This is a genomic window from Agrobacterium sp. CFBP 3001 (assembly GCF_027871605.1).
Lineage (GTDB): Bacteria > Pseudomonadota > Alphaproteobacteria > Rhizobiales > Rhizobiaceae > Agrobacterium > Agrobacterium leguminum.
This window is the reverse complement of sequence record NZ_JAQAHD010000010.1, coordinates 96,675-122,897: the sequence shown is the minus strand read 5'-3', so window position 1 is coordinate 122,897 and position 26,223 is coordinate 96,675. Positions and strand designations below refer to the sequence as shown.

Genomic DNA, 26,223 nt, shown 5'->3' with positions numbered 1-26,223 from the left:
TAAGCCGCCGCCCTCAAATCGCCGGCAGCGCCTCGCCCGTTTCCGCCTGCGCCGTCGCGATCAACCGGCCAAGCCGCTTCATGCCTTCCTCGATCATCGCCTCGTTGGCGCAGGAGAAGCTGATGCGCAGCGTATTCGTGCCGGAGCCATCCGCGAAGAATGCTCGGCCGGGAACGAAGGCGACCTTTTCCGTGGCGATGGATTTCGCCAGCAGCGCTGCGCCATCCATGCCCTCAGGCAACGTCACCCAGATGAACATGCCGCCTTCCGGCTTCGTCCAGCGCGTGCCCTTCGGCATGTATCTGTCGAGTGCGGCCAGCATCGCGTCACGGCGGGCGCTATAGGCTGCCTTGATCTTGGCGACCTGTTTGTCGAAGCCGCGCGAGGCGACACGTTCGATGGCGATCTGGTTGATGGTCGAGGAATGCAGGTCGGCTGCCTGCTTCATCAGCACCAGCTTGCGAATAACCGGCGCGGAAGCGACGATGTAACCGACACGAAGGCCGGGTGCGAGCGTCTTCGAAAAGCTGCCGCAATAGATGGTGCGGGTGTTTTCGATGCCGCCCGAGCGGGCGATGTCGAGCGCCATGATCGGCGGAACAGCCTCGCCATCGTAACGCAGCGACTGGTAAGCGGCGTCTTCGATGACGGCGATATCCAGCTCATCGGCCAGCGCCAGAACCTTTTCGCGGCCGGCCAGATCGACGGTTTCACCAGTCGGGTTGGAGAAATCGGCCGAGAGATAAGCGAACTTCACCGCGCCGCCGAGCTTGGCGGCGGTTTCGCGGTAAGCCTCGGGCGTGCGGTTGCCGCCGGGGTTCAGCTGGTCGTAGTTCGGCTCATAGGCGTTGAAGGCGGAAAGCGCGCCGAGATAGGTCGGCCAGGTGACCAGCGCCGTATCCTTCGGCGACAGGAACAGCTTGCCGAGATAATCGAGACCCTGCTGCGAACCGGAAACGATAAAGACGTTATCGGCGGTGCAGTCGATGCCGATCTCGGCCATTTCGCCCGCCAGCCATTCGCGCAGCGGCTTGTAACCTTCGCTCACCGAATATTGCAGCGCCGAGTTTACCTGCGAACCCGAAAAAATTTCCGCATAAGCCTGCTGGAATTCCTCTGCGGGGAAAAGAGCCGGGTCCGGAATACCGCCGGCAAAGGAGATGATATCGGGCTGCTCCAGCAGCTTCAGCAACTCGCGGATTTCGGACGCTTTCATGCGCGAAGAGCGCGTGGCGAAAATTTGTTCCCAATTGAGCATGGGTACGTTTCCTCTTGTGTCGTTTTTATGCGTGCATCTTTACAGAAATGTCGATACGTCAGCAATACTGACTTATCAGTTTTTCGAATTATTTCTGCCTCCCTGCACATTGCCCGCAACCGACCTGCCTTAAGGCCGGATTTTGCGGACAAAGCCAAATACACCCTTGCGCAAAGCTTCACAATCACACCTTTGCGATTGACGCGGCATGGTTTTCCAGCTGGATTGCGCGCGCGCCGCAACACGGCGAAAGCATCATGGGAGTTTGACGACATGCTGAAAAATATCGACCCGGCGCTGAATGCCGATGTCCTGCACGCGCTGCGCGCCATGGGTCACGGCGATACGCTGGTGATCTCCGACACCAACTTCCCCTCCGATTCAGTTGCCCGCCACACGACCGTCGGCAAGGTGCTGCATATCGACAACGTCTCCGCAGCCCGCGCCATGAAGGCGATCCTCTCCGTCCTGCCGCTCGACACGCCGCTGCAGCCTTCTGTCGGCCGCATGGAAGTGATGGGCGCGCCGGATCAGCTGGAGCCGGTACAGGTGGAAGTGCAGAAGGAAATCGACGCGGCGGAGGGAAAATCCGCTCCCATGTATGGCATCGAGCGCTTCGCCTTCTACGAGCAGGCAAAAAAAGCCTATTGCGTCATCACCACGGGCGAAACCCGGTTTTATGGCTGCTTCCTTCTGACGAAGGGTGTCATCCCGCCGGCGAAGTAAGGCCAAAAACGGGAAAATTGCGCCGGCCGCCCACCTTCATGACAATTTCAAGTTGTTATGGCAAAAACTTCCACTAGGCTTGAAAAACCAACCGGAGGTGTGCGGATCATGACCCAATATGTCCTGGCGTTCTGGAATGTCGAAAACCTGTTTGCGCCGGAGGGTTATCCGGCGCGCGAGCCGTGGATTGCCGAGCGGCTGAAGAACGACCTGAAAGGCTGGACCGAGGACCTGTTCAAAACCAAGGTCAAACAGCTCGGTCTGATCATAAGCCAGATCGGCGGCGCGGGACCGGATCTGCTCGGTGTCTGCGAAGTCGAGAACCGTTTCGTTCTGGAGACGCTGGCGGAACATCTGAACGACCTCATGCCCGCGCGCTCCTACCGGGTCGTGCATGCCGATTCCAGCAAGGACCAGCGCGGCATCGATACCGCCTTCATCTATGACAGCAAAAAGCTGCTGATCAACGAGAACGAGATTTTCAGCCATTTCGTGATGCGCCGCACCGGCACACGCGACATTACCCAATGCACCTTCATCACCAAGGGCGGCCGCCAGCTTATCGCGCTCTCCAATCACTGGCCGTCGCGCTCTGGCGGCGCGGTGGAAAGCGCCGGTTTTCGCATGACGGCAGGTGAAACGCTAGGCTATTGGCATCAGCGCATCAGGGAAGAAAAAGGCAACGACATCGCTGTCATCGCCTTCGGCGACTTCAACGACGATCCTTCCGATGCCTCGCTGCGCTACCACGCCAATTCCACCCGCGAGCGGGACGATGTCGAAAACTCGCAATCGGCCATGTTCTACAATCTCACCTGGAACTACCTGCGCCAGCCGGTGGTCGATTCCGTCGGCACGGCAAGAACGATCTACGGCACGCTCTATTTCAACGGCGATGCCAATATCTTCGATCAGATCCTCGTTTCCCTATCGCTTCTAACCGGTAGCAGCGGCTTCAACGCGCGTGAGGAGACGGCAAAAATAGAAGCCATTGCGGCCATGGTCAGCCACAGCAAGAATGAGGGGCCCATCCGCTTCGGCCTGTCGAAAGGCGATGCGGTCAAAAACGTCAATCTCGGTGGGTTCTCCGATCACTTCCCTGTTTCGGTGGTTATCGAGGAAGACGATACCGTCGTGTGAGCACGGACCACGCAAAAAAGGCCGGAGCTTTCGCCCCGGCCTTCATATCTTCCACCAAACAATAAAGCTTAGTTGACAGCCTTGTCGACCAGCTTGTTCTTGCCGATCCAGGGCATCATGCCGCGCAGCTTGGCGCCGACTTCTTCGATCTGGTGGGCGTCGTTGTTGCGACGAATGCCCTTGAAGCGTGCGCCGCCGGCCTTCCATTCCTGCATCCACTCGGAGGTGAACTTGCCAGTCTGGATGTCGTGCAGAACGCGCTTCATTTCAGCCTTGGTGTCGGCGGTGATGATGCGCGGGCCGGTGACGTATTCGCCCCACTCGGCCGTGTTGGAGATCGAGTAGTTCATGTTGGCGATGCCGCCTTCATAGATCAGGTCGACGATCAGCTTCACTTCGTGCAGGCACTCGAAATAGGCCATTTCCGGTGCGTAACCGGCTTCGACCAGGGTTTCGAAACCGGCGCGGATCAGTTCGACGAGACCGCCGCACAGAACGACCTGTTCGCCGAAGAGGTCGGTTTCGCACTCTTCCTTGAAGTTGGTTTCGATGATGCCCGAACGGCCGCCGCCAACGCCGCAGGCGTAGGAGAGAGCGAGTTCAAGCGCATTGCCGGAAGCGTTCTGGTGAACGGCAACGAGGCAGGGAACGCCGCCGCCCTTCTGGTATTCGCCGCGAACCGTGTGGCCGGGGCCCTTCGGTGCGATCATGACGACGTCGAGCGAAGCCTTCGGCTCGATGAGACCGAAGTGAACGTTGAGGCCGTGTGCGAAAGCGATTGCTGCGCCATCACGGATGTTGCCGGCGATGTCGGCCTTGTAGATGTCGGCCTGGAGCTCGTCCGGCGTCGCCATCATCAGGAGGTCGCCCCACTTGGCGGCTTCGGCAACGGTCATGACCTTGAAGCCGTCGGCTTCGGCCTTCTTGACGGTCGGCGAACCGGCCTTCAGGGCGATGACGACGTTCTTGGCGCCGGAATCCTTGAGGTTCAGCGCATGGGCGCGGCCCTGGGAGCCGTAACCGACGATGACGACATTCTTGGACTTGATGAGATTGAGATCGGCATCACGATCATAATAAACGCGCATTTTATGGTCCTTCCCTAATGCTTGTCTCTCAGTTGTCTAAACCGGAATGTCAGGCGGGTTTGCCGCTGAGTTCCGAATGTACCTTTTCCGTGCCGTAGAGGGTCAGAAAGGCGACGACCGCCTTCTTCGCCCGGGCGGAAAAATCCTTGTCCGGCGCCTCGCCCAGCAGCATGCGCACATGCAGATCCGAAACGATGAGGCCGTAAAAACTGCGATATGCCTCCTCGGCATCATCGAAACGCAGATAGCCGGAACGGCGACCTGCCTCGATCAGCCCACGGGCGCGGCGGTCGATCTGGCGACGGCCGCGTTCCAGCAGCAGATCGCCGAGCTTCGAGCCGTCGCGGCTCGCCTGCCCTATCGCCAGACGGTTGAGCGCCAGCGACACATCGCCCGCCAGCACATCCAGCAGATCATGCGCGAAAACCTCGAGGTGATCGGCAAGCTGCGGTGCGGAGACGCGGTCACCTGCCTTTTCGAAGGTGCGGACCTTGCTCTGCTGAAAGGTGATCATCGCCGCCAGCAGGCCGTCCCGGTCGCCGAACCACTTGTACAGGCTTTCCTTGGAACAGTTGGCGGCACGCGCCAGCCCCGATGTGGTGAGCGCTTTCTCGCCGCCCTCGACCAATAGACGCAATGCCTGGTCCAGAACGGCGTTCTGGCGCGGCGAAAACTCCTGCGCTGTGATCGGGTCGGAAGCCAAGTCTTTTCCACTCCAGGGGCTCGATTAATGTACCGTACGGTACGGTTCGAGCGCCATTTAAGCGGAGGCTGCGTTGGGGTCAAGCGGATTCTTCAGGGGAGGATGAGAATTGACGCGGTGCGGCGGAGTATCACGGCAAGCTTGAGGTGAACCTCTAGGAGGTTTTGCGTTGGTAGCGGACCGAAGGTGCGTGGAGCCTTACCCCCTCTGTCCTGCCGGACATCTCCCCCTCAAGGGGGGGAGATCGGCAAGGGTCCCTTTTGTCGCTTCATTCCAAGCTTCGAGATGGGCGAGACCTTGCCGCAGATCGATCTCCCCCCTTGAGGGGGAGATGCCCGGCAGGGCAGAGGGGGGTAACGCCGCGCTCCTCAGGCAATGGAAAACCTTCCCAAAGAACCAATCTACCCAGCCGCGCTGATCTCCCGCGAGGCGTCGATATCCCGTGACGGCGACAATCCGTAGAAACGGCTATATTCACGACTGAACTGCGACGGGCTCTGATAACCGACACGGTGGCCGGCGGTGCCTGCATCCAGCCGCTCCAGCAGCATCAGCCGCCGCGCCTCATGCAACCGCAGCTGCTTCTGGTACTGAACCGGCGTCATGGCCGTGATCGTCTTGAAATGATGGTGGAAGGACGAGACGCTCATGCCGATATGATCGGCCAGATCCTCGATACGCAGCTGGCGTGCGAAATTCTCGCGCAGCCAGGCGATGGCGCGGGCGATGCGGTTGCCATGGCTGCCGGCCGCGATGATGTTCATAAGCTGCCCGCCCGCCGGTCCTGTCAGAATGCGATAGAGGATTTCCTGCTCGATCAGCGGCGCCATGGCGGCAATGTCTGCCGGACGGTCGAGCAGGCGCAACAGGCGGATAGCCGCATCGAGAAGTTCCGGCGTGGCGGTATTGACGATGATGCCGCGCTGCGCATTCGCCGGCTCCGCGGGCGGATCGATGGGCACGCGCCGCATGAGATCGAGCAGCTTCTCGCTGTCGATAGCAAGCGAGATGCAGAAATGCGGCACCTCCCTGCTCGCCTCCACCACCCGCCATGCAACCGGCAGATCAAGGGAGGTCAGGAGATAATCCCCCGCCCCATAATTGATGGTGTCCGTCCCCAGTTGCACGCATTTCGCGCCCTGGATAACCATCGCGAGACAGGGGCGATAGCTGCCGTGGCATGGGGCGCTCGGTGTCGTGCGCCGGCTGATGCCGAGGGAGTCGATTGCCGTCTGCACCTCGCCGTCCTGGGTAGCATGCCGCGCGGCAATGGAGGCGATCTCCTGATAGACATTGAACGGCAAGGACATAGGGGAAATCCCGTAACTGAAGGAAGAGATGCGTCGGATGCCTTTTATCTAGAAGGCCGCGCGGCCCGCGCAAAGAGTGCGCCACCATATTTTTGCAGGATCGTGCAAAAAGCTCGGAGGATCGCTCTAACGCCGTCCCGCGCTTCCATCGCATATTCCGTCGTCCCCAACTCCCGAAAGGATATTCAGATGGCTATTGCTAGAGGTTACGCTGCGACAGATGCGTCGAAGCCGCTTACCCCGTTCACCTTCGAACGCCGCGAGCCGAACGATGACGACGTCGTCATCGATATCAAATATGCCGGCATCTGCCATTCCGACATCCATACCGTCCGCAACGAATGGAAGAACGCCGTCTACCCGATCGTTCCGGGCCATGAGATCGCCGGCGTCGTGAAAGCCGTCGGTTCCAAGGTCACGAAGTTCAAGGTCGGAGACCATGTCGGCGTCGGCTGCTTTGTCGATTCCTGCGTCGGCTGCGCCACCCGCGATCTCGACAATGAACAGTACATGCCGGGTCTCGTGCAGACCTACAACTCCGTCGAACGCGACGGCAAGACCGCCACGCAGGGCGGATATTCCGACCATATCGTCGTGCGGGAAGATTACGTCCTCTCCATTCCGGAAAACCTGCCGCTCGACGCCTCCGCTCCCCTGCTCTGCGCTGGTATCACGCTTTATTCGCCGCTTCAGCACTGGAATGCCGGCCCGGGCAAGAAGGTGGCTATCGTCGGCATGGGCGGTCTTGGCCATATGGGCGTGAAGATCGGTTCAGCCATGGGCGCGGATATCACCGTGCTTTCGCAGACACTCTCCAAGAAGGAAGACGGCCTTAAGCTTGGCGCGAAGGAATATTATGCCACCAGCGACGCCTCGACCTTCGAAAAGCTCGCCGGCACATTCGACCTGATCCTCTGCACCGTTTCGGCGGAAATCGACTGGAATGCCTATCTCGGCCTGCTGAAGGTCAACGGCACCATGGTGCTTCTCGGTGTGCCTGAACATGCGATCCCCGTGCACGCCTTCTCGGTCATCCCCGGCCGCCGTTCTCTGGCTGGCTCTATGATCGGCTCTATCAAGGAAACCCAGGAGATGCTGGATTTCTGCGGCAAGCACGACATCGTGTCCGAAATCGAAAAGATCGACATCAAGGACGTCAACGAGGCTTATGAGCGCGTGCTGAAGAGCGACGTACGTTACCGCTTCGTCATCGACATGGCGTCGCTCGACGCTTGATGCGTCCGGAAGCGGCGAAACAGGGAACGGCGGGAAGCCATGCTTTCCGCCGTTTCTTTGTCGCTTGCCTCACGCCTCGTCCTTCAGCGTCTCTTTCTGGGTAATCAGCCGCGCGCTGTGCTGGCCGCTCAGGTAAATCCACAGCCAGCTCCACGCCACGGCCAGCCGCGAACGCGTTCCGATCAGGAAGTAGATATGGGCAAGCCCCCATATCCACCACGCCAGCACGCCCTTGAGCTTGAACCTGCCGAAATCGATCACCGCCGCGCGTTTGCCGATGGTCGCCAGATTGCCTTGATGGCTGTAGCGGAACGGCGATGGTGACGGCTGGCCGGCCAGCCGCGCCTTGATGACCTTCGCGACATAGGCGCCCTGCTGCTTTGCCGCGGGCGCAATACCCGGCACCGGCTTGCCGTTTTCCTGATTGACGGCGGCCGTATCGCCGATGACGAAGATATTCGGGTCGTCTTCCAGATTGAGATGAGGTCCGACGATGGCCCGTCCTGCCCGGTCGGCGGCGGCGTTGAGCCATTTCGCGGCGGGCGACGCCTGCACGCCGGCAGCCCAGACCACAGTGCGGCAGGGGTAATAGGTCTCGCCCACCGTCACGCCCTCATCGCTGCACGCCGTAACCGGCGTGCCGAGCAGAACCTCGACGCCAAGTTTTTCGAGGGCTTCCTTCGCATAGGCCGAAAGATCCTCCGTGAAGACTGGCAGAACGCGAGGGCCGGCCTCGACGAGCAGCACCCGGGTTTTTCTGGTATCCACATTGCGGAATTCTGCCGGCAGCGCCTTGTGCGCCAACTCGGCAATCATGCCTGCCATTTCCACGCCCGTCGGGCCTGCGCCGATGATGACGAAGGTCAGCAGCGCCCGCCGTTCTTCTTCACTGGTGGCGAGTTCGGCGCGCTCGAAAGCCAGAAGCAGGCGGCGGCGAATTGTCGTTGCATCTTCGAGCGTCTTGAGACCGGGGGCGGAACGTTCCCACTCGTCGCGGCCGAAATAGGCGTGGCGGGCGCCAGTGGCCAGCACCAGCGTATCGAAGCCGATGACCTGACCCGAACTTAGATGCACGGTCCGCGCCGCCCGGTCTATGCCATTCACCTCCGCAAGCAGGGTCGTGACCTCCTTGCGGTCGCGGTAGAGATGGCGGATCGGCCAGGCAATTTCGGATGTCGCGAGAGCCGTCGTCGCAACCTGATAAAGCAATGGCTGGAACAGGTGGTGATTGCGACGATCTATCAATGTGATGCGGACAGGGGCCCCCTCCAGCCCATGTACCAGTTGCAAACCGCCGAAGCCTCCACCCACGACGACAACATGATGTTCTTGCATATGTCTTTTGCCTTCATAAGCTCGCGCACGGAGCATGCGCAGCCAAAGCATAGGCGAAAAAATTGACTTTGGTTATGAAATAGCCTGACCGCAGGCGTGACAAAAACGCCTGACTGTTTCAGCCATGCCATATTCCAGCGCATCCGCCGTCAGCCCGTGGCCGATGGAAACCTCGGCCAGATAAGGGATACGTTTCATCAGCTTGGGCAAGTTTGCGACGGTGAGGTCATGGCCGGCATTGACGGCAAGTCCAAGCGCTCTGGCATGATCCGCCGTCCGCCCGAGCTTTTCGAGAAGCGCGTCGCCCTTTTGCGGATCGTCAAAACAGCCGCCATAGGGGCCGGTGTAAAGTTCGATACGCGCCGCCCCCGTTTCCGCCGCCAGTTCCACCGGCTCGCGCTCCCCATCGCCATCGGCAAAAAGCGAGACGCGCATGCCGCCGGCCTTCAGGCGTCCCACCACGTCTTTCAGGAAAACGCCGTGCTTGCGGAAATCCCAGCCATGGTCGGAGGTCGCCTGCGACGGATCGTCAGGTACCAGTGTCACCTGCTCCGGTTGGGTCTTTTCGCAAAGAACGAGGAAATCCTCGGTCGGATAACCTTCGATGTTGAATTCCGCGCCGGGAAAACTGTCGTCGATCAGGGCGCGCAGCACCGGCAGATCGGAAAAGCGGATATGGCGCTGATCCGGCCGCGGGTGTACAGTCAGCCCGCTTGCCCCCGCCGCCAGTGCAATATGCCCGAAATGCGCGACATCCGGCCATGGAAGATCGCGGCGGTTGCGTAACATGGCAATTGCGTTCAGATTGACAGAAAGTTTTGCGGGCATGGCATCGGGGCTCCGGTTCGGAATTGACATCCTGTTTCACGCAGGTTGAGGCCAATCGCAAGAAGGCCGGCGAATTTTTTATTATTGCGGGAACGAAAACAGGCAATACACGTTACGGTTCTGATGTAGCGTTTGGTATGAGGTCTTGATCGGAAAACATGTCCGTCTTGGGGGAACAAGCAACGGACACCTTTAAAAAGGCAGGCACACTGTCAAAGAGCGCGAAGGGGGAGACAATGCAGGATGGCCGTATGCCGTTCGAAAGTCACGGCGACGAGGACAAACCCAATCTAAGGATCAGCAGCTTTCTACCGGATATAAGCCTGCCCTCCTCCCTGCCCGCGGAACCCGTGCCCATCGCCGACATGGCCAATATCTTCGGGGTGACCCACCGGACGCTGCATTTTTACGAAGAAAAGGCGCTGCTGACTTCAAAGCGCATCGGCCAGATGCGGGTCTATACCCACCGCAATGTCCAGCGCATGGCCGTCATCAACGTCTGCCGCGAAGTGGGCATTTCCGTCGCCGCCATTACCGAGATCATGGAAAAATTCGTCCGTTCGCTCTCGCAGAGCGAGGCGGACGATATATTCCACGCCGCGCTGCGGCAGCGGAAGCGGGAATTGACAGCCGAGCTTTCCACCCTTCAGCGCCAGGCCCAGCAGATCGAGGAACTGCTGGTCGCCGACACGGATGCGGACGGCACGGATGGCGCGGAACGGGCCCCGGCAAAGGACATCGCCCTAACCGACACAGAACGAAAATGTCTGGAACTGATGGCGGAGGGTTACGCCCCGGTGAGGCTCGCCCGCGCCCTTGGTCTTTCAGGCAGCGATCTCAATGTTCTCGAGGCGAAGATCATCGGCAAGTTCAATGCCAGCAACCGCTTTCAGGCGGTCGCCAAGGCGGTTCTGCTCGGCGTCATCCGTGCATAGTCACGATCAACGAACGATTGTCAGTGTCTCCGCCGCACGGGTAATGGCGGTGTAAAGCCACCTCTCGCGCGAGTCCCGGAAAGCATAGCTCTCGTCGAAGAGAACCACATTGTTCCACTGCGAACCCTGCGCCTTGTGCACGGTCAGCGCATAGCCGAAATCGAACTCGTCATAACGCTTACGCGTGGACCACGGAATTTCCGTCTCCACATCCTCGAAAGCCGCCTTCAACAATTTGATTTTCGCAGCACCACGATCCATATCGTCGTCTTCGGGCCGGATCATCAGGTTGATGCCGGGCTTCACCGTCTCGCGCGATGAACTCATCACCTGCCAGAGCGAGCCGTTGAGCAGCCCCTTGGCCGGGTCGTTCCGGAGGCAAACCAGCTTGTCGCCGGATTGCGGGTAATCGGCGGTAAAACCCTTCAGCTCGCGAAGCCGCTGATTGTAACGGCGGCGGGTGCGGTTGGTACCGACCAGCACCTGATCGGCATCGAGAACCAGCGACTGCGTCACCTCGGATTTGGAAATCACCTGCGCGGTCCCGTAATCGCCGCGCATGATCTCCCGGCCCTCCCGCACATCCATGGCAAGATGGATGATGGGATTGTCCTTGGCCTGGCGATGGATTTCCGACAGCAGATAATCCGGCTCCTGCTCGGTAAAGAAGCCGCCGCCCGAAACCGGCGGCAACTGGCCGGGATCGCCAAGCACGAGGATCGGCGTGCCGAAGCTCATCAGGTCCTTGCCCAGCTGCTCATCCACCATCGAACATTCATCGATGATAATGAGCGCCGCCTTGGCGAGCGGGCTCTGGCGGTTGATGGAGAACATCGGCGCAATCGAAGTTTTGCCTGTTTCCTCGTCTTCCACCGTTTCTTCGCCGCGCGGGCGATAGATCAGCGAATGGATGGTGCGGGCATTGGTCGCCCCGCGTGAGCGCAGCACCTGCGCCGCCTTGCCGGTGAAGGCCGCAAACAGCACCTCGCCATCGACATTTTCCGCGAAATGCTTGGCAAGCGTCGTCTTGCCCGTTCCGGCATAACCGAACAGCCGGAAAACCGGCGTCCGGCCTTCCTTCAGCCAGCGGGAAACAGCCTTCAGCGCTTCGTCCTGTTGCGGTGAAAATAACATGCGCCCTCATCGCAGGATTCGAGCGTGGTGCGCAACAGAAAAAGAACGAAAGATGAATCGCCGTGTGAGAATGCGGCAATAAAACACGGCTGGTTTTTAAGCCGTGGTCGCTATCATCCCTCGTATGAAGATATTGATTCTCGGCGCAACAGGTTTCATCGGTTCGGAGGTTCTCAAAAGCCTGCACCTCCGCGGGCATGCCGTGACGGGGCTGGCGCGTTCAGTCACCCGCGCCCGCGACAAATGGCCTTTCGCCAACTGGATCTCAGCCGATCTTTCCAGGATGACGCACGCGACAGACTGGTCATCGCTCGTCCATGACCATGACGCCATTGTCAATTGCGCGGGCGCGCTGCAGGACGGCCTGTCGGATGACCTTGCCGCGACGCAGGAAAAGGCGATGCTGGCGCTTTATGAAGCAGCGGCGCAGGCGGGCGGCAGACGGATAATCCAGATATCGACCCGCACGGCGGGGGCCGCATCCGGCCTGCCCTTCCTCGCCACCAAACGCCGCGCCGATGAGGCGCTCGCCGCAAGCGGTCTGCCTCACGTCATTCTGCGCCCCGCGTTGGTGGTTGGGCGAAACGCGCACGGCGGTACGGCACTTGTGCGCGCGCTTGCAGGCTTTCCCTTCGTGGTGCCGCTCGTCAATGGACAAATCGCCGTCCGGACGGTCGCGGTGGAGGATGTGGCAAGCGTGGTATGCGCGGCGATCAAGGGCGAAATCCCGGCGGACAGCGATCTCGAACTCGCCGCGAAGGAAAGGCTGACGTTACAGGACGTGGTCGCCAGACACCGGCAATGGCTGGGCCTGCCCCGTGCTCCGGTCATAAATCTTCCCGCCGCCTTCATGCGCCCCGTCGGCCTTGTGGCGGATGCAGCAGGCAAACTCGGCTGGCGGTCGCCGCTGCGTTCGACCGCCATGACGGTCATGTCGGAAGGCATCGTGACGGAGAATGAAGCTGGACCGGCGATGGCCTCACTAAAGACCCTGGAACAGACGCTGGCCGCCCACCCTTCCGGTGTGCAGGACCTGTGGTTTGCCAGATTATATCTGCTGAAACCCCTGAACGTTCTCTGCCTGTCTTTATTCTGGCTGCTGTCCGGCCTCATACCGCTGCTGAATATCACTGGAGCAGCGGCGCATTTCCTCCCCTTTATGCCGCAGACGTCGGCCATCGCCCTCACACTCGCCACCTGCCTCATCGATATAGGCCTCGGCATCGCCGTTCTGTTGCGGCCGCTCGCCAGAAAGGCGCTTGTCGGCATGCTGCTGGTCAGCGCCGCTTATCTGGCCGGCGGCAGCCTGCTCGAACCGACCCTTTGGCTCGATCCACTCGGTCCTCTGGTCAAGGTTCTGCCTTCCATCGCCCTGACGCTCGTTGCCCTCGCCACCTTGGATGAACGCTGATGACGCTTGAGGAACTGCTGCGGCTTGCCCATGTCATCGGCGCGACGGTGCTGTTCGGCACTGGCGCCGGCATTGCCTTTTTCATGGTGATGGCACGGCGGACGGCCAGCCCGGCGCTGATCGCTCATGTCGCAGGCACTGTCGTCATCGCCGACACGGTCTTTACCGCCACCGCCGCGATCATCCAGCCTGTCACCGGATATTTTCTCGCGCGCATCATCGGCTGGCCGCTGACCGAAGGCTGGATCGCGCTTTCGCTTGCCCTTTATGTTTTCACCGGCATTTTCTGGCTGCCGGTGGTGTGGATACAGATCAGGCTGCGCGATATCGCCCGCGACTGCGCTGCCACCGGACAGGCCCTGCCCGCGCAATGGTTCCGCCTTTACCGCATCTGGTTCGCCTGCGGTTTTCCCGCCTTTTTCGCGGTTCTCGGCATCATCTGGCTCATGCTCAACAAGCCGGATATTCCCCTGTTCGGCTGATGCGGCTCAATTGACCGCCTGTCGCTCGACAAGCTGCGCCAGCTGCTCCGCAACCGTGTTCCAACCGTCGAAGAAGCCCATCTCCGCGTGCCTGTCGCGATCCTCAGGGTTGTTGTGCATGGCATAGGCCACATATTCCATGCCGTCGGGGTGATCGCGAAATGTCATCACGGCGGTGAGGAACGGCTGGGCGGAGGGGCGAAAACCCGCCGTCAGCGCATCGGTAAAAACCAGACGCTGCTCATGATCCACCGCCAGAAAACATCCTTTGACATGCGGACCGAAGGCCGTGCCGTCCTCGCTGTAGCGCGTTTCGAAGGCGCCGCCGGGATGAAGCTCCATGCGGTCGACCCGGCATTGGCCGGGATGCGGCACCCACCATTGTTCGAGGCTGGCCTTGTCCGTCCAGGCATTCCAGACGAGCCGGCGCGGCGCCCTGATGATGCGTGAAATCTTCAGGTCGAGATCGGGATTGAAAGTCTCGTTCATTGGTCATTCTCCCCTTTACTGGACATCCTGTCCTGTTGCGCCATGACGAATTGTTCGAGCCGGTCGGTGCGGCCTTCCCAGATGGCGCGTTGTTGCGACAACCAGCCATCGAGCATGGAGAACCTCTGTTTCTCCAGCGAGCAGAACCGGACGCGCCCCTGCTTGCGCGTCACGATCAGCCCCGCCTCTTCCAGCTGGCGGATATGTTTCATGAAGGATGGCAGGGCCATGTCGAAGGGTTCGGCCAGCATTCCGATACTCGCCTCCCCGCCGCCCAGCCGCAGGATCACCGCCCTGCGGGTCGGATCGGCAAGAGACTGGAAGATATCGTCGAGCGCGTCTGAATAGTTTTCCATAAGGCTAACTATCATATCGAAATAGTTAGCTCAATGGATAAGTTTAAAAATCGCGAAAATTCGTTGCCGCAGGGAATAATCCATCGGGTTGCGGTGTCTCTTGATGTGCTGGCGGCAGAGGCCGCCCGAACCAAGGAGGATATGTCCATGAAGATCCGCTTTATCGTTCCCGCCCTCGTTCTGGCTTTTGCCGGAACGGCCTATGCCGCCCCTATGGTCGAAACCGTCAAGACCGCCAAGGGCGATGTGCTGGCGGGCGAAAAAGGCATGACGCTCTACACTTTCAAGAACGACAAGAAGGGCGTATCCAATTGTTATGACAAATGCGCGGTGAACTGGCCGCCGTTTTTCGCAGCCGCCAGCGACAAGGCCGAGGGCGCCTATTCCCTCGTGAAGCGCAAGGACGGCAAGATGCAATGGGCGAAGGATGGCATGCCGCTTTATTACTGGGTCAAGGACACGAAAAAAGGCGACGCCACCGGCGACGGTATGAACGGTGTATGGGATGCCGCAAAACCCTGATGGCATGACGGATGAAAAGCGGGGGAACCATTCCCCCGCAGCCGGCAGCTTCGAAACGGAGATGCTGGCGCTGATGCCCATGCTGCGCCGTTATTCCCGCAGCCTTTCCCGTTCCGATGCCGATGGCGAAGACCTCTTGCAGGACTGCGTGGAAAAGGCGTTGGCCAATAAAAGGCAATGGCGCGGAACGGGTTTGAAATCATGGGCTTACACGATAATGACGAATCTTTATCGTAACCGCCACCGCGCCGAGAAACGCCACCCGTCCGAGAGCCTGGACGGCCATGAGAGCATCGCCGGCGCGGAGACGCTCTCCGACACGCTGGAGAACGACCGGCTGCATGGCGCACTCGCCCTTCTTTCGCCGGACATGCGCGCCGTGCTGATGCTGGTGACGGTGGAAGGCTACAGCTATCAGGAGGCGGCAGAGACATTGTCGATCCCGCTCGGCACCGTCATGTCCAGATTGTCCCGCGCCCGCGAAACCCTTCGCCAGCATCTGGCGGCGGATAATATCATTCCCCTGCGGAGACCAAGATGACACGGCTAGAGGCCATAACCGAAGACGATTTGCACGCCTATGTCGACGGACTTCTTTCCGACGATGACCGCGCGGCTGTCGAGGCCTGGCTGGCGGAAAGGCCGGAGGAGCAGGCCCGTGTGGAGGAATGGAGAAAACAGGCCGATATTCTGCGCAATGCCTTCGCCTCCTATGCCGCCGCACATCCGCATGACGCATCGATGCTCACCCCGCAAAAGAGGGACCGCGCATGGCGGGCAAAACCGGTTCTCCTGCAAACAGCGGCCGCCCTTTTGATATTCGTGGCGGGTGCTGCGGCGGGCAGGCTTCTGCCGCCGTCTTTTTCCACGCCGCAGGACGTGACCCTGGCGTCGCTGACCACGGATATTCCGGCGCAGGCGAAATCCGCCTATCTCATCTATGCTAGCGAGGTGCGCCATCCCGTCGAAGTCGGCGCGGGAGAACAGCAGCATCTCGCCACATGGCTCGGCAAGCGGCTCGGTTACCCCTTCACCATCCCCGATCTCTCAAAGATCGGATACGACCTCGTCGGCGGGCGTCTTATCCCCGTCAGCGGTAAACCGGGCGCGATGCTGATGTATCAGGACAAGACAGGCCGTCGGGTGACGGTGCTGATCGGCCACAACGAGGAAAACCGCACCACCAGCTTCCGCATGGCCAGCGCCGACGGCATCGAGACCTTCTACTGGATCGACAATGAACTGGGTTACGCCGTGTCCGCCGAGCTGACGCGCGACGAGGTGCAGGCAATCGCCGAGGAATGCTACCGGCAGTTCCCGACGTGAAGACCGTTATTTCAGCATCGGCCAGAGGCTGATGACGAGAAGTACGGCCATGGTGATATTGAACCATTTGAGCCGGACCGGCACCGCCAGCCATTCCCGTAATGCCGAGCCGAAACCCGCCCAGGTGGAAACGCTGGGAAGATTGACCGCGGCGAAGGCCACGCCAACGAGAAGGACGGTGAGGAAATATTGCCGCTCATCCGTATAGGTCGCCATTGCCGTCACCGCCATCACCCACGCCTTGGGATTGACCCACTGAAAAGCGGCCGCGGCAAGGAAACTCATCGGCTCCGCTGCGGCCGAACCCTCGCTCAGGCTGCGGGAGGTGCCGATCTTCCACGCGATCCAGACGAGATAGAGCCCGCCTGCGAATTTCAGCCCGGTGTAAAGCACGGGCACCGAATGCAACAACGCGCCGAGACCGAAGCCGACCCCGATCAGCAGCGACAGGAACCCCGCCCCGATGCCCAGCATATGCGGGATGGTGCGGCGGAAACCGAAATTCACGCCGGAAGCAAAAAGCATCATATTGTTCGGGCCGGGCGTGATGGATGTGGTGAAGGCAAACAGCACCAGCGCGACAAGAGTTTCGACAGTCATGGTTTCTCCTTGAGCCGAAATCCTATCCGCCGGGCCAACATCAGGCCACCCCGCCGGATTGATGGCCGAGGTCAATTTTTTTGATGGATCGATCCTCTCCATGCCGGCTTTGAGAAGTCGGAACAAAGTTCTATTGTCCGATCATCAACCGCTGGAGCGAACCCATGTATGACGATATTCCTTCCGTCACCCTGCCCTCCGGAAAAGAGGTTCCGGCCCTTGGCCTCGGCACCTGGAACATGGGGGAGACGAGATCATCCGCGCCGCAGGAGGTCGAAAGCATTCGCAAGGCGATCGATCTCGGCATGACGCTGATCGACACTGCGGAAATGTATGCGGATGGCAGATCGGAAGAGGTGGTCGGCGCGGCCATCGCCGGCCGTCGACAGGACGTGTTTCTGGTCAGCAAGGTCTACCCCTGGAACGCCAGCGAAAGAGGCACGACGGAGGCCTGCGAGCGCAGCCTTGCAAGGCTCGGCACCGACCATATCGACCTCTATCTGCTCCACTGGCGCGGCGAGCACCCGCTTGCGGAAACCGTGGCGGCTTTCGAAAGGCTGAAGAGCGACGGCAAGATCGGCGACTGGGGCGTCTCCAATTTCGACACCGACGACATGGAGGAGCTTTTCGCGGTTCCCGGCGGCAAGAACTGCGCCGCCAATCAGGTTCTCTACAATCTGTCCCGGCGTGGGCCGGAGTTTTCGCTGCTGCCCTGGTGCCAGGAGCGCGGCGTGCCGCTGATGGCCTATTCCCCCATCGAACAGGGCCGCATCTTGAAGAACCACGAACTCATCCGCATCGCCAAGGCCTATCAGGCGACACCGGCGCAACTGGCGCTCGCCTTTCTTCTTGAGAGGGACGGCGTCATCGCCATCCCGAAATCCGCCAGCGTTTCCCGCGTCGAGGAAAATCGAGGCGCGACCGATCTTGAAATAACCGAGGAAGACTGGGCGGCGCTGGATGCCGTCTTCCCGCCGCCAACGCGCAAGACCTCGCTGGAAATGCTGTGAGGTAACAGAGGGTTACGAAACACTTCGGAATCAATCGCTCAAGCGGTTGAATCGGAATATGAACGCCACGCCGAAAAGCAGGCCCGTTGTGCGGGGATGCGACACTAGGCATGGACCGCAAGAAACGGCGCGACAAGCCGCGCCGTCAGATCATGAGAACGCACCGCGCTTCATTACGGTATGCGGTGCTCATATTCCTCTTTCAGCCCCAGCCAGGTATCCCAGAAGGGTTCCGGCTCCTCTTCCTGAAGCCGGGCAGCGAGAATATCGAGGTGCACGTGCCAGCCGGCGCTGACATTGAGCTTGGTCGTGCGATCCGCAAGCCGGCGATGAACCAGCGTCAGAAGCACGTCCTTGCCCAGAGCCTGAAGCTCGATGGACACCTCCGCGCCCTCGCCCCAACTGAAGACAAGGCGGTGCGGCGGAACGACGGTGATGATGCGGGACGCCATCCTGTGCTCTTCGGAAAAGCCTTCCGGGCGACGGCCCGGCGGATCGGAAAGCTCATCGTTACGCCAGACGAGTTCGAACGGCGCATCGGGCGCAAGCCGCATTTCGCCGGAAGCCAGCCAGCGACGGCGAAGCTCGCTTTGTGTCAGATAGGCCCATACCCGCTCGATCGGCCCCGGCAGCAGCCGTTCGATCTTCAGGGTCGTCGGTTCGACAAGACGGCCATAGGCGTCAGGCATTGCGATATCAGCCATTGTCATTTCCTCCATCTGCAGGGATTTTTCCCTGATCATCCTCCCTGAGCATTTGCTCAAGAATATCGAGGCGGCTGCCCCAGAACTGTCGGTAGAAATCGAGCCATTCATGCGCCTCTGCCAAGGGTTCCGGCGCAAGACGGCAGACATGGATGCGCCCCCTCACCTCGCGGCGGATAAGCCCCGCATTTTCCAGCGCCTTGATATGTTTCGAGGCGGCGGCGAGCGATATGTCGAACGGCCGGGCCAACTGGCTCACCGTTCTCTCACCAAGGGAAAGATCGCGTAGCATCGTGCGTCGCGTGGCGTCGCCGAGGGCATGAAAGACAGTGTCGAGATGTGAAGCGGATAATTCAACCATATTGTTGAATATAGACTGTCGACCCAGAAAGTCAACCATATGGTTGAATATATGCCGATCCGGGCGAAGCCATAAAAAAACCCGCGGCGAACCGCGGGCTTATATTCCAGCATATGCTGCGGATATGGAGGTTACATCCCCTGCGGGCCGCGATTCATCGCCGCGATACCGGTGCGGCAAATCTCGATCAGGCCGAGCGGCTTGATGATCGCCACGAACTGGTCGATCTTCGACGACTTGCCGGTGATCTCGAAGATGAAATGCTCCACCGTCGCATCCACCACCTTGGCCTGAAACGCATCGGCAAGGCGCAGCGTCTCGGCACGGTCCTCGCCGGAACCGGCGACCTTGATAAGCGCCACTTCGCGCTCGATAGGCCGCTCCTGCCCCAGTTCGCGGGCGCGAACGGTGAGATCGAGAACCCGGTGCACCGGCACGATGCGCTCAAGCTGCGCCTTGATCTGCTCCAGCACGATGGGCGTGCCGCGCGTGACGATGGTGATGCGCGACAGATGCGCCTCATGTTCCGTTTCCGAAACCGTCAGGCTCTCGATGTTGTAGCCGCGGCCGGAGAACAGGCCGATGACCCGGGCGAGAACGCCCGGCTCGTTGCTGACGAGAACCGACAGCGTGTGATTTTCAACGGCGGCCGTTTCCTTCTGGATGAAATAGGCCGAGCCGGTGGGTTGTAGGTGTGCGTTCATGTCCTTTTCCTCTCCCGGCTCAGACTAGCTGACGGCCCTTGGCGTCAATGGCGTTGGCAACCGCTTCATCCGTCGCCTCATCCGGCAACAGCATCTCGTTATGAGCCTTACCAGACGGAATCATCGGGAAGCAATTGGCAAGATTGGCGACGCGGCAATCGAAGATGACCGGCTTCTTGACCGCGATCATTTCTGCAATCTTGTCGTCCAGTTCCTTTGGATCGTCGCAATACATGCCGACCGCGCCATAGGCTTCCGCCAGCTTGACGAAATCGGGCATGGCTTCCGTATAGGAGTTGGACAGGCGGTTGCCGTGCAGCAGCTGCTGCCATTGGCGCACCATGCCCATATACTGGTTGTTGAGGATGAAGATCTTCACCGGCAGACCGTACTGGATGGCGCAGGACATTTCCTGAATGCACATCTGGATCGAGGCGTCACCGGCAATATCGATGACCAGCGCGTCCGGATGCGCGACCTGAACGCCGATGGCCGCCGGCAGGCCGTAACCCATGGTGCCGAGACCGCCCGAGGTCATCCAGTGGTTCGGCTCCTCGAAACCGAAGAACTGCGCCGCCCACATCTGATGCTGGCCGACTTCGGTGGTGATATAGGTGTCGCGGCCCTTCGAGGCCTCATAAAGCCGCTGCAAGGCATATTGCGGCATGATGACATCGTTGGAATTCTTGTAGGCGAAGGAGTTGCGGGCGCGCCAGCGCTCGATCTGCGCCCACCAGTCGGCCGTCTGCGCCTTCTCAACCTTCTTCGGCAGAGCGCGCCACAGGCGAACCATATCTTCCAGAACATGGCTGACATCCCCGATGATCGGCACGTCGACGCGAACCGTCTTGTTGATCGAGGACGGATCGATATCGATATGGATCTTCTTCGAATTCGGCGAAAACGCATTGATGCGGCCGGTAATTCGGTCGTCGAAACGCGCGCCGACGCAGACCAGAACGTCGCAATCATGCATCGTCATATTGGCTTCGTAGGAACCGTGCATGCCCAGCATGCCGAGCCAGTTCTTGCCGGAAGCCGGATAGGCGCCGAGACCCATCAGCGTCGAGGTGATCGGGAAGCCGGTCAGCTCCACCAGTTCGCGCAGCAGCCGGGTTGCCTCCGGACCGGAATTGATGACGCCGCCGCCGGTATAGAAAACCGGCTTCTTCGCCTTCGACATCAGGTCGATGGCGGCATGAATGGCGTTCAGATCGCCCTGAACCTTCGGCTTGTAGCTCTCGTGCTGGGTGGCGGCGGAGGGCGGCGTATAGGTGCCGGTGGCGAACTGGATGTCCTTCGGAATATCGACGACGACAGGACCGGGACGACCCGTCTGCGCGATACGGAAGGCTTCATGGATGATGCCCGCCAGCTCGTTGACGTCCTTGACCAGCCAGTTGTGCTTGGTGCAGGGGCGCGTGATGCCGACGGTATCGCATTCCTGGAACGCGTCGGAACCGATGAGCGTGGTGGGGACCTGACCGGACAGGCAGACGAGCGGAATGGAATCCATCAGCGCATCCTGCAGCGGGGTGACCGCATTCGTCGCACCGGGTCCGGATGTGACGAGCATAACGCCAACTTTGCCGGTGGAGCGTGCATAACCTTCGGCCGCATGGCCAGCGCCCTGCTCGTGGCGCACGAGGATATGCTGGATGTCTTCCTGCTGGAAAATCTCGTCGTAGATCGGAAGAACGGCACCGCCCGGATAACCGAAGATGTGCTCGACGCCATTGTCCTTCAGCGCCTGCAGAACGATCTCCGCACCTGTCATGCGATTGCTGTTTTCCGTATTGTCCTTATCCGTCATTGCCTGTTTCCATCCCGCTTTGGCTTTGGATATCGAGGAGCCCGAGGGCCTGTTTGAAGACATAAAAAAAGGCCCCTAGAGGAGCCTCGTTCAGCGCATGGGTGCTTTCGCCGGATGGTTACACCATCCTGCCCATGCGCCGTCCCACCACGATAAGTACGTTAAGATTTTTCATGGGCCGGAGTGTTAGCCACAAAAGCCCCAGCCGTCAACGCATATTGCAGGAAAAAATCGCCGTCGCCTTCTTTTATTACCTGAAAGGCTGCTTGCGCGAAATTTTCGAACGCAGCCGATACACATGTTGTTAAGCATAATCTTTTAATATCGAGAACGCAGATACTGCCCGAACCACCGCGATCATCCGCATGTACCGGGAAAAAATGTGAGTAACGACACGTTTCATAGTGCGTCCCGCATGGACGAAAACGAACGGCGATCCGGCCAGCAGCCGGCGAACCGCATGCTGGGCCGCGTCATCGCCTGTAACGGTGCGCATGCCACCATCGCCGCCGAAACGGAACCCGGCACCACCGATGTCTCGCAACTCTGGTCCGTCGGACGCCTGATCTCCATCGAGATGGGTACGAGCCGTGTCGCAGCGCTGGTTTTTTCCATGCGAACCGGCGAGGACTACTGGGCGGCGGACAGGCCGAACAGGCTGCTGGTCGAGGTTGAACTGATTGGCGAAGTCTATCGCACCGAGGATGGCAGCGAGCGCTTTTCCACCGGCATCTCCCGTTACCCCTATCTGGGTGCGGTGGCGCATCGCATCCGCACCAGCGATCTTGCCAAGATTTACGACAGCGGCAAGCGCGACGCCTGCACGATCGGCAGGCTGACGCAGGACGATACGATCAACGCCACCATCAGCATTCCCCAGATGCTTTCCAAACATTTCGCCGTCGTCGGCTCGACGGGCGTGGGCAAGACCACCGCCGTCTCGCTGCTTCTGAACAAGGCGATCGAGACCGACCCGAAGCTGCGTGTCCTCATTCTCGATCCGCATAATGAATTCGCGGCCGCCTTTCCCGACCATTCGGTCGTCATCGACACGGATACGCTGGATCTTCCCTTCTGGCTGATGCGCCTTGAGGAATTTGCGGAAGTGATTTTCCGCGGCCGCAAACCCGTGCCGGAAGAAATGGATGTCCTTCGCGACCTCGTTCCGGAAGCGAAAAAGGCATTTCGCGGCACCGAGGGTTCCGCCGTGCGCCGCACCTCCGACAAGAGCGCGATCACGCCGGATACGCCGGTACCCTATCGCATGGCCGATCTCCTCGCCCTCATCGACGAGCGTATCGGCCGGCTGGAAGGGCGTGGCGAAAAACCCGCGCTGCGCTCGCTGAAAGGCCGCATCCTCTCGGCCATCAACGACACGCGCTATAATTTCATGTTCTCCAGCAATACGATCAGCGACACCATTCTGGAGACGGTCGCGCATATTTTCCGTATTCCCGGGGAAGGCAAGCCGATTTCGGTGTTCCAGCTTTCCGGCATCCCCTCCGAAGTGGTGAATTCGGTGGTCTCCGTCCTCTGCCGCATGTCCTTCGAACTGGCGGTGCTGGCGCGCGGCTCGCTGCATATGCTTGTCGTCTGCGAGGAAGCGCACCGTTATGTGCCCGCCGACCCCGAGCGCGGCTTTTTCCCCACCCGGCAATCCATTGCCCAGATCGCCAAGGAGGGCCGCAAATACGGCATTTCGCTCGGCGTCATCAGCCAGCGGCCAAGCGAACTGGACCAGACCATCCTGTCGCAATGCTCGACCGTTTTCGCCATGCGGCTGTCGAACGAGATCGACCAGAAGATCATTCTCTCCGCCGTACCGAACGCATCGACCTCGACCACCAGCTTTCTGTCTTCCATCGGCAATGGCGAGGCCATCGCCTTCGGCGAGGCCGTCAATGTACCGATGCGCATGCGTTTCGACCGCGTGGCCACCGCCAAATTGCCGAAGGCGAGCGGCACCATCAGCCATACGAACCATGAAACCCCGGACACGGTCGATCTGAACAACATCGTCACCCGCATGCGCGCCACGGCCAAGCCTGTCATCACCGGCTTCCAGCAAAGCGTCGAAGCAGCCTTTTCCGATCTGCCGGAGCCGGCAGCCGCACCACGGGAGACAGACGATATCGACCGCTGGAAGCGGGAACTGGGAACGGCCGCACCGGAGGGATACGAGCCGTACCGCCCGGACATGCTGCCCGGCCGCACACTCTCCGCATCGCCAAATCCGGCGGCACCCGATGCGGCCTCCGGCGCCGTCAACGAATTGCGCAAGGCGAGTTTCCAGATGCAGGCACAGAATGGCCCACCGCCCGGCGATGCACGTCCTTCGCTCCGCGAAAGCCTGCTGAAGAAACCGCTCGGCAGTCTCTACCGGAAAGACTGATGGGCGCTCTCACGGCTGGATACGTGTCCAGTCGTCCCCCATCTGGTTGCGAAACCAGGTCATCTGCCGTTTGGCATATTGACGTGTCGCGGCCGCCGATTTTTCGATCACCTCCGCCTCGCCGATGCGCCCGGCCAGCATATCGGCAATCTGGGCAACGCCGATCGCCTTCATTGCGGTGGCATCGGATGCGAGGTTGAGCGCGAGAAGCGCCTGCACCTCCTCCACTGCCCCGCTATCCATCATCATCTCGAAACGCCGGTTGATGCGGTCATGCAGCACCGGCCTTTCCGGCAGGACGACGAATTTTTGCGCGCGCTCGGGATCGACGATCATCGGGCCGCTGGCGCGCTGAAAATCCCGGATCGACTTTCCGGTCGCCTTGAGCACCTCCAGCGCCCGGACGATACGCTGGCCGTCTCCCGGCTGCAGCATATCCGCCATGGCCGAATCGTGCCGTGCGAGTTCGGCATGGAGCGCAGCCGCCCCCTCCCCGATCAGCCGGGCGCGCAGCCCATCGCGGATGTCATCGGGAATGGCGGGCATATCGGAAAGCCCACCCGTCAGCGCCTTGAAATAAAGCCCCGTACCGCCGACGATGACGGGCAAACGCCCCTGCCCGCGCAAATCCGCAAGCAGGGCGGAAATCTCCCGCAGCCATTCGCCGGTTGAGTAGAGGCTGCTCGCCGGCACATGGCCGTAGAGAAGATGCGGCACGCCCTCCATCTCGTCTTCGGACGGCCGCGCGGTCAGCACCCGCAGCGTGTCGTAAACCTGCATGCTGTCGGCATTGATGACGACGCCGTCCCGCTCCCGCGCCAGACGAAGCGCAAGCGCGGACTTGCCGCTTGCCGTCGGGCCGGTTATCAGGATCGCATCAAAATTCTCATCAAGGTTTTTCATCATGGCTCTCGTTGCCACGCTTATCGCCAATCCGTCAAATCCTGTTCTGACACCGGCCCTCGGCGAGGCGGCCGCAAAGGCCGTCAACGCATCGGGCCTTTATTGGCTGGCCGATGGCATCGCCTGCGATATCGCCCTGCCTTCCGGCACCGCAGCCGAGCAGGCTCGCAGTGCCATTGCAGCCGAGCTTGTCGGAAAACCGATCGATATCGTCATCCAGGAACAGGATCAGCGCCGGAAGAAACTGCTGATCGCCGATATGGATTCGACCATGATCGGCCAGGAATGCATTGACGAGCTGGCCGCCGAAGTCGGGCTGAAGGAAAAAGTTTCCGCTATTACCGCCCGCGCCATGAATGGCGAGATCGCCTTCGAACCTGCATTGCGGGAACGTGTGGCGCTGCTGAAGGGCCTGCCTGTCTCGGTTATCGACGATGTCATCGAAAAGCGCATCACGCTTACCCCCGGCGGCAGGGAGTTGATCGCCACCATGAAGGCCAAGGGCTATTATACCGCCCTCGTTTCCGGCGGCTTCACCGTCTTCACCGGCCGTGTCGCCGCCATGCTGGGTTTCGATGAGGACCGCGCCAATCTGCTCGGCGAAGCCAATGGCGAACTTGACGGCACCGTTGCCGAACCCATCCTTGGCAAGCAGGCCAAGGTGGATGCGCTGAACGATATTGCCGCAAAGCTCGGCATCTCGCCGGAAGAGGCGATGGCGGTCGGCGATGGCGCCAACGATCTCGGCATGCTGCATCTCGCCGGCGCCGGCGTTGCCCTGCACGCCAAGCCGGCAGTGGCCGCCGAGGCGCAGATGCGCATCGACCATGGCGACCTGACCGCGCTTCTTTACATCCAGGGCTATCGCAAGACGGATTTTGTCACTCCATGATCATCCGAGAGACGCCACGACTCATTCTGCGCGAGTGGAAGGAGAGCGACCGTGACCTGTTCCGCGAAATCAACGCCGACGAAAAGGTCATGGAGTTTTTCCCCTTCCGCCGCAGCCATGCGGAAGCGGACGCCGTGCTGGAAACCATCAACGGCATGATCCGCGGCAGCGGCTATGGCTTTTATGCCATGGAGCTGCGTGAAACCTGCGAAGTCATGGGCTTCTGCGGTATCTCCCCGGTCATGAACCTCGATCCCCCCTTCCCGGTCGGCACCATGGAGATCGGCTGGCGGCTCGCCACCCGCTTCTGGGGGAATGGCTATGTCACGGAAGCGGCGCAGTCGCTGCTCGTCATGGCCTTCGATGAAAAGGAGACGCCGGAAATCGTCTCCTTCGCCGTCCACAACAACCACCGTTCGACGGCGGTGATGGAGCGCATCGGCCTGAAGCGCGATCCTTCCCGCGACTTCGACCATCCGCGCGTGCCGGAAGACACGCATCCGCATCTGCGGCCGCACGTCACCTATGCGCTGACGCTGGAAGAATGGCGGGCGCGATAAGAGAC

General features: G+C 60.4%; 28 protein-coding genes. 13 read left to right on the top strand and 15 right to left on the bottom strand.

Features of this window, described 5'->3' with window-relative positions:
• Positions 1-13: 13 nt before the first annotated feature.
• Positions 14-1,258: an aminotransferase-like domain-containing protein gene (locus PH605_RS14505; RefSeq protein WP_059756777.1), complete on the bottom strand. Its 1,245-nt coding sequence runs from the start codon at positions 1,256-1,258 to the stop codon at positions 14-16.
• A gap of 273 nt (positions 1,259-1,531) precedes the next feature.
• Between PH605_RS14505 and PH605_RS14500 the strand changes: the two genes are divergently transcribed.
• Together PH605_RS14500 and PH605_RS14495 are read left to right on the top strand one after the other, a co-directional pair.
• Positions 1,532-1,984, top strand: coding sequence for an RbsD/FucU family protein (locus tag PH605_RS14500; protein ID WP_003522400.1), 453 nt, complete (start codon positions 1,532-1,534; stop codon positions 1,982-1,984).
• Between the two features lie 108 nt (positions 1,985-2,092).
• Positions 2,093-3,124, top strand: coding sequence for an endonuclease/exonuclease/phosphatase family protein (locus PH605_RS14495; protein ID WP_142845308.1), 1,032 nt, complete (start codon positions 2,093-2,095; stop codon positions 3,122-3,124).
• Between the two features lie 68 nt (positions 3,125-3,192).
• Here the strand turns inward: PH605_RS14495 and ilvC are convergent, their stop codons facing one another.
• The 3 genes from ilvC to PH605_RS14480 all read right to left on the bottom strand — a co-directional run bounded on the left by ilvC (position 3,193) and on the right by PH605_RS14480 (position 6,225).
• Complete coding sequence (gene ilvC / locus PH605_RS14490; RefSeq protein WP_046798127.1) at positions 3,193-4,212, bottom strand: ketol-acid reductoisomerase; 1,020 nt, start codon at positions 4,210-4,212, stop codon at positions 3,193-3,195.
• 49 nt (positions 4,213-4,261) lie between these two features.
• Positions 4,262-4,915, bottom strand: a complete 654-nt coding sequence (locus tag PH605_RS14485; protein WP_003507581.1) for a TetR/AcrR family transcriptional regulator — start codon at positions 4,913-4,915, stop codon at positions 4,262-4,264.
• A 401-nt stretch (positions 4,916-5,316) separates the two neighbouring features.
• Positions 5,317-6,225 (bottom strand): AraC family transcriptional regulator, encoded by a 909-nt coding sequence (locus PH605_RS14480; RefSeq protein ID WP_142845307.1) that lies wholly within the window; start codon positions 6,223-6,225, stop codon positions 5,317-5,319.
• Positions 6,226-6,414: 189 nt separating this feature from the next.
• On the opposite strand from PH605_RS14480, the gene PH605_RS14475 reads away from it, so the two are divergent.
• Entirely contained in the window at positions 6,415-7,461 is a 1,047-nt protein-coding gene (locus PH605_RS14475) for an NAD(P)-dependent alcohol dehydrogenase (RefSeq protein ID WP_065655856.1), read from the top strand.
• A 69-nt stretch (positions 7,462-7,530) separates the two neighbouring features.
• Here PH605_RS14475 and PH605_RS14470 read toward each other — a convergent pair whose 3' ends face one another.
• Together PH605_RS14470 and PH605_RS14465 are read right to left on the bottom strand one after the other, a co-directional pair.
• Positions 7,531-8,796 carry an NAD(P)/FAD-dependent oxidoreductase gene (locus tag PH605_RS14470; RefSeq protein ID WP_078051883.1) on the bottom strand — a complete coding sequence of 422 codons (1,266 nt, stop codon included), beginning with the start codon at positions 8,794-8,796 and terminating at the stop codon, positions 7,531-7,533.
• A 72-nt stretch (positions 8,797-8,868) separates the two neighbouring features.
• On the bottom strand, positions 8,869-9,624 hold the full coding sequence (locus PH605_RS14465) for a pyridoxine 5'-phosphate synthase (RefSeq protein WP_142845306.1): 756 nt from the start codon (positions 9,622-9,624) through the stop codon (positions 8,869-8,871).
• Between the two features lie 236 nt (positions 9,625-9,860).
• Between PH605_RS14465 and PH605_RS14460 the strand changes: the two genes are divergently transcribed.
• Positions 9,861-10,559: a MerR family transcriptional regulator gene (locus PH605_RS14460; protein ID WP_065655854.1), complete on the top strand. Its 699-nt coding sequence runs from the start codon at positions 9,861-9,863 to the stop codon at positions 10,557-10,559.
• Between the two features lie 6 nt (positions 10,560-10,565).
• Here the strand turns inward: PH605_RS14460 and PH605_RS14455 are convergent, their stop codons facing one another.
• Positions 10,566-11,693 carry an ATP-dependent DNA helicase gene (locus PH605_RS14455; protein WP_059756749.1) on the bottom strand — a complete coding sequence of 376 codons (1,128 nt, stop codon included), beginning with the start codon at positions 11,691-11,693 and terminating at the stop codon, positions 10,566-10,568.
• A 124-nt stretch (positions 11,694-11,817) separates the two neighbouring features.
• Between PH605_RS14455 and PH605_RS14450 the strand changes: the two genes are divergently transcribed.
• Together PH605_RS14450 and PH605_RS14445 are read left to right on the top strand one after the other, a co-directional pair.
• Complete coding sequence (locus PH605_RS14450) at positions 11,818-13,104, top strand: SDR family oxidoreductase (protein WP_142845305.1); 1,287 nt, start codon at positions 11,818-11,820, stop codon at positions 13,102-13,104.
• Positions 13,104-13,586 carry a DUF2269 family protein gene (locus tag PH605_RS14445; protein ID WP_065655853.1) on the top strand — a complete coding sequence of 161 codons (483 nt, stop codon included), beginning with the start codon at positions 13,104-13,106 and terminating at the stop codon, positions 13,584-13,586. Before PH605_RS14450 ends, PH605_RS14445 begins: the two co-directional genes overlap by 1 nt.
• Positions 13,587-13,592: 6 nt before the next feature.
• Here PH605_RS14445 and PH605_RS14440 read toward each other — a convergent pair whose 3' ends face one another.
• Both PH605_RS14440 and PH605_RS14435 read right to left on the bottom strand, forming a co-directional pair.
• Positions 13,593-14,075, bottom strand: coding sequence for an SRPBCC family protein (locus PH605_RS14440; RefSeq protein WP_142845304.1), 483 nt, complete (start codon positions 14,073-14,075; stop codon positions 13,593-13,595).
• On the bottom strand, positions 14,072-14,431 hold the full coding sequence (locus PH605_RS14435; RefSeq protein ID WP_161987906.1) for an ArsR/SmtB family transcription factor: 360 nt from the start codon (positions 14,429-14,431) through the stop codon (positions 14,072-14,074). The genes PH605_RS14440 and PH605_RS14435 overlap by 4 nt, the downstream gene beginning before the upstream one ends.
• Before the next feature lie 141 nt (positions 14,432-14,572).
• On the opposite strand from PH605_RS14435, the gene PH605_RS14430 reads away from it, so the two are divergent.
• The 3 genes from PH605_RS14430 to PH605_RS14420 are packed head-to-tail and all read left to right on the top strand — an operon-like array spanning position 14,573 to position 16,279.
• Complete coding sequence (locus tag PH605_RS14430; RefSeq protein ID WP_078051963.1) at positions 14,573-14,953, top strand: COG4315 family predicted lipoprotein; 381 nt, start codon at positions 14,573-14,575, stop codon at positions 14,951-14,953.
• The gene (locus PH605_RS14425) at positions 14,937-15,494 is read left to right on the top strand and encodes an RNA polymerase sigma factor (protein ID WP_020810224.1); all 558 of its coding nucleotides are present in this window, start codon (positions 14,937-14,939) and stop codon (positions 15,492-15,494) included. Before PH605_RS14430 ends, PH605_RS14425 begins: the two co-directional genes overlap by 17 nt.
• On the top strand, positions 15,491-16,279 hold the full coding sequence (locus PH605_RS14420) for an anti-sigma factor family protein (protein ID WP_080856547.1): 789 nt from the start codon (positions 15,491-15,493) through the stop codon (positions 16,277-16,279). The genes PH605_RS14425 and PH605_RS14420 overlap by 4 nt, the downstream gene beginning before the upstream one ends.
• A gap of 6 nt (positions 16,280-16,285) precedes the next feature.
• Here PH605_RS14420 and PH605_RS14415 read toward each other — a convergent pair whose 3' ends face one another.
• Positions 16,286-16,879: a LysE family translocator gene (locus PH605_RS14415; protein WP_142845302.1), complete on the bottom strand. Its 594-nt coding sequence runs from the start codon at positions 16,877-16,879 to the stop codon at positions 16,286-16,288.
• Positions 16,880-17,043: 164 nt separating this feature from the next.
• Between PH605_RS14415 and PH605_RS14410 the strand changes: the two genes are divergently transcribed.
• Entirely contained in the window at positions 17,044-17,889 is an 846-nt protein-coding gene (locus PH605_RS14410) for an aldo/keto reductase (protein ID WP_078051877.1), read from the top strand.
• 173 nt (positions 17,890-18,062) lie between these two features.
• Here PH605_RS14410 and PH605_RS14405 read toward each other — a convergent pair whose 3' ends face one another.
• The 4 genes from PH605_RS14405 to PH605_RS14390 all read right to left on the bottom strand — a co-directional run bounded on the left by PH605_RS14405 (position 18,063) and on the right by PH605_RS14390 (position 21,471).
• Positions 18,063-18,593, bottom strand: coding sequence for an SRPBCC family protein (locus PH605_RS14405; protein ID WP_059756730.1), 531 nt, complete (start codon positions 18,591-18,593; stop codon positions 18,063-18,065).
• Complete coding sequence (locus tag PH605_RS14400) at positions 18,586-18,954, bottom strand: ArsR/SmtB family transcription factor (RefSeq protein ID WP_031233868.1); 369 nt, start codon at positions 18,952-18,954, stop codon at positions 18,586-18,588. The genes PH605_RS14405 and PH605_RS14400 overlap by 8 nt, the downstream gene beginning before the upstream one ends.
• A 131-nt stretch (positions 18,955-19,085) precedes the next feature.
• Positions 19,086-19,658 carry an acetolactate synthase small subunit gene (ilvN, locus tag PH605_RS14395; RefSeq protein WP_003522378.1) on the bottom strand — a complete coding sequence of 191 codons (573 nt, stop codon included), beginning with the start codon at positions 19,656-19,658 and terminating at the stop codon, positions 19,086-19,088.
• A gap of 19 nt (positions 19,659-19,677) precedes the next feature.
• On the bottom strand, positions 19,678-21,471 hold the full coding sequence (locus PH605_RS14390) for an acetolactate synthase 3 large subunit (protein WP_035239227.1): 1,794 nt from the start codon (positions 21,469-21,471) through the stop codon (positions 19,678-19,680).
• Between the two features lie 382 nt (positions 21,472-21,853).
• Between PH605_RS14390 and PH605_RS14385 the strand changes: the two genes are divergently transcribed.
• Positions 21,854-23,863: an ATP-binding protein gene (locus tag PH605_RS14385; RefSeq protein ID WP_142845301.1), complete on the top strand. Its 2,010-nt coding sequence runs from the start codon at positions 21,854-21,856 to the stop codon at positions 23,861-23,863.
• 9 nt (positions 23,864-23,872) lie between these two features.
• On the opposite strand, the gene miaA is transcribed toward PH605_RS14385, so the two are convergent.
• Entirely contained in the window at positions 23,873-24,769 is an 897-nt protein-coding gene (gene miaA, locus PH605_RS14380; protein WP_142845300.1) for a tRNA (adenosine(37)-N6)-dimethylallyltransferase MiaA, read from the bottom strand.
• Here miaA and serB point away from each other — a divergent pair.
• The gene (serB, locus tag PH605_RS14375) at positions 24,768-25,658 is read left to right on the top strand and encodes a phosphoserine phosphatase SerB (protein ID WP_142845299.1); all 891 of its coding nucleotides are present in this window, start codon (positions 24,768-24,770) and stop codon (positions 25,656-25,658) included. The two genes, miaA and serB, sit on opposite strands and share 2 nt — an antisense overlap.
• The gene (locus PH605_RS14370; RefSeq protein ID WP_142845298.1) at positions 25,655-26,218 is read left to right on the top strand and encodes a GNAT family N-acetyltransferase; all 564 of its coding nucleotides are present in this window, start codon (positions 25,655-25,657) and stop codon (positions 26,216-26,218) included. Before serB ends, PH605_RS14370 begins: the two co-directional genes overlap by 4 nt.
• Positions 26,219-26,223: the final 5 nt, after the last annotated feature.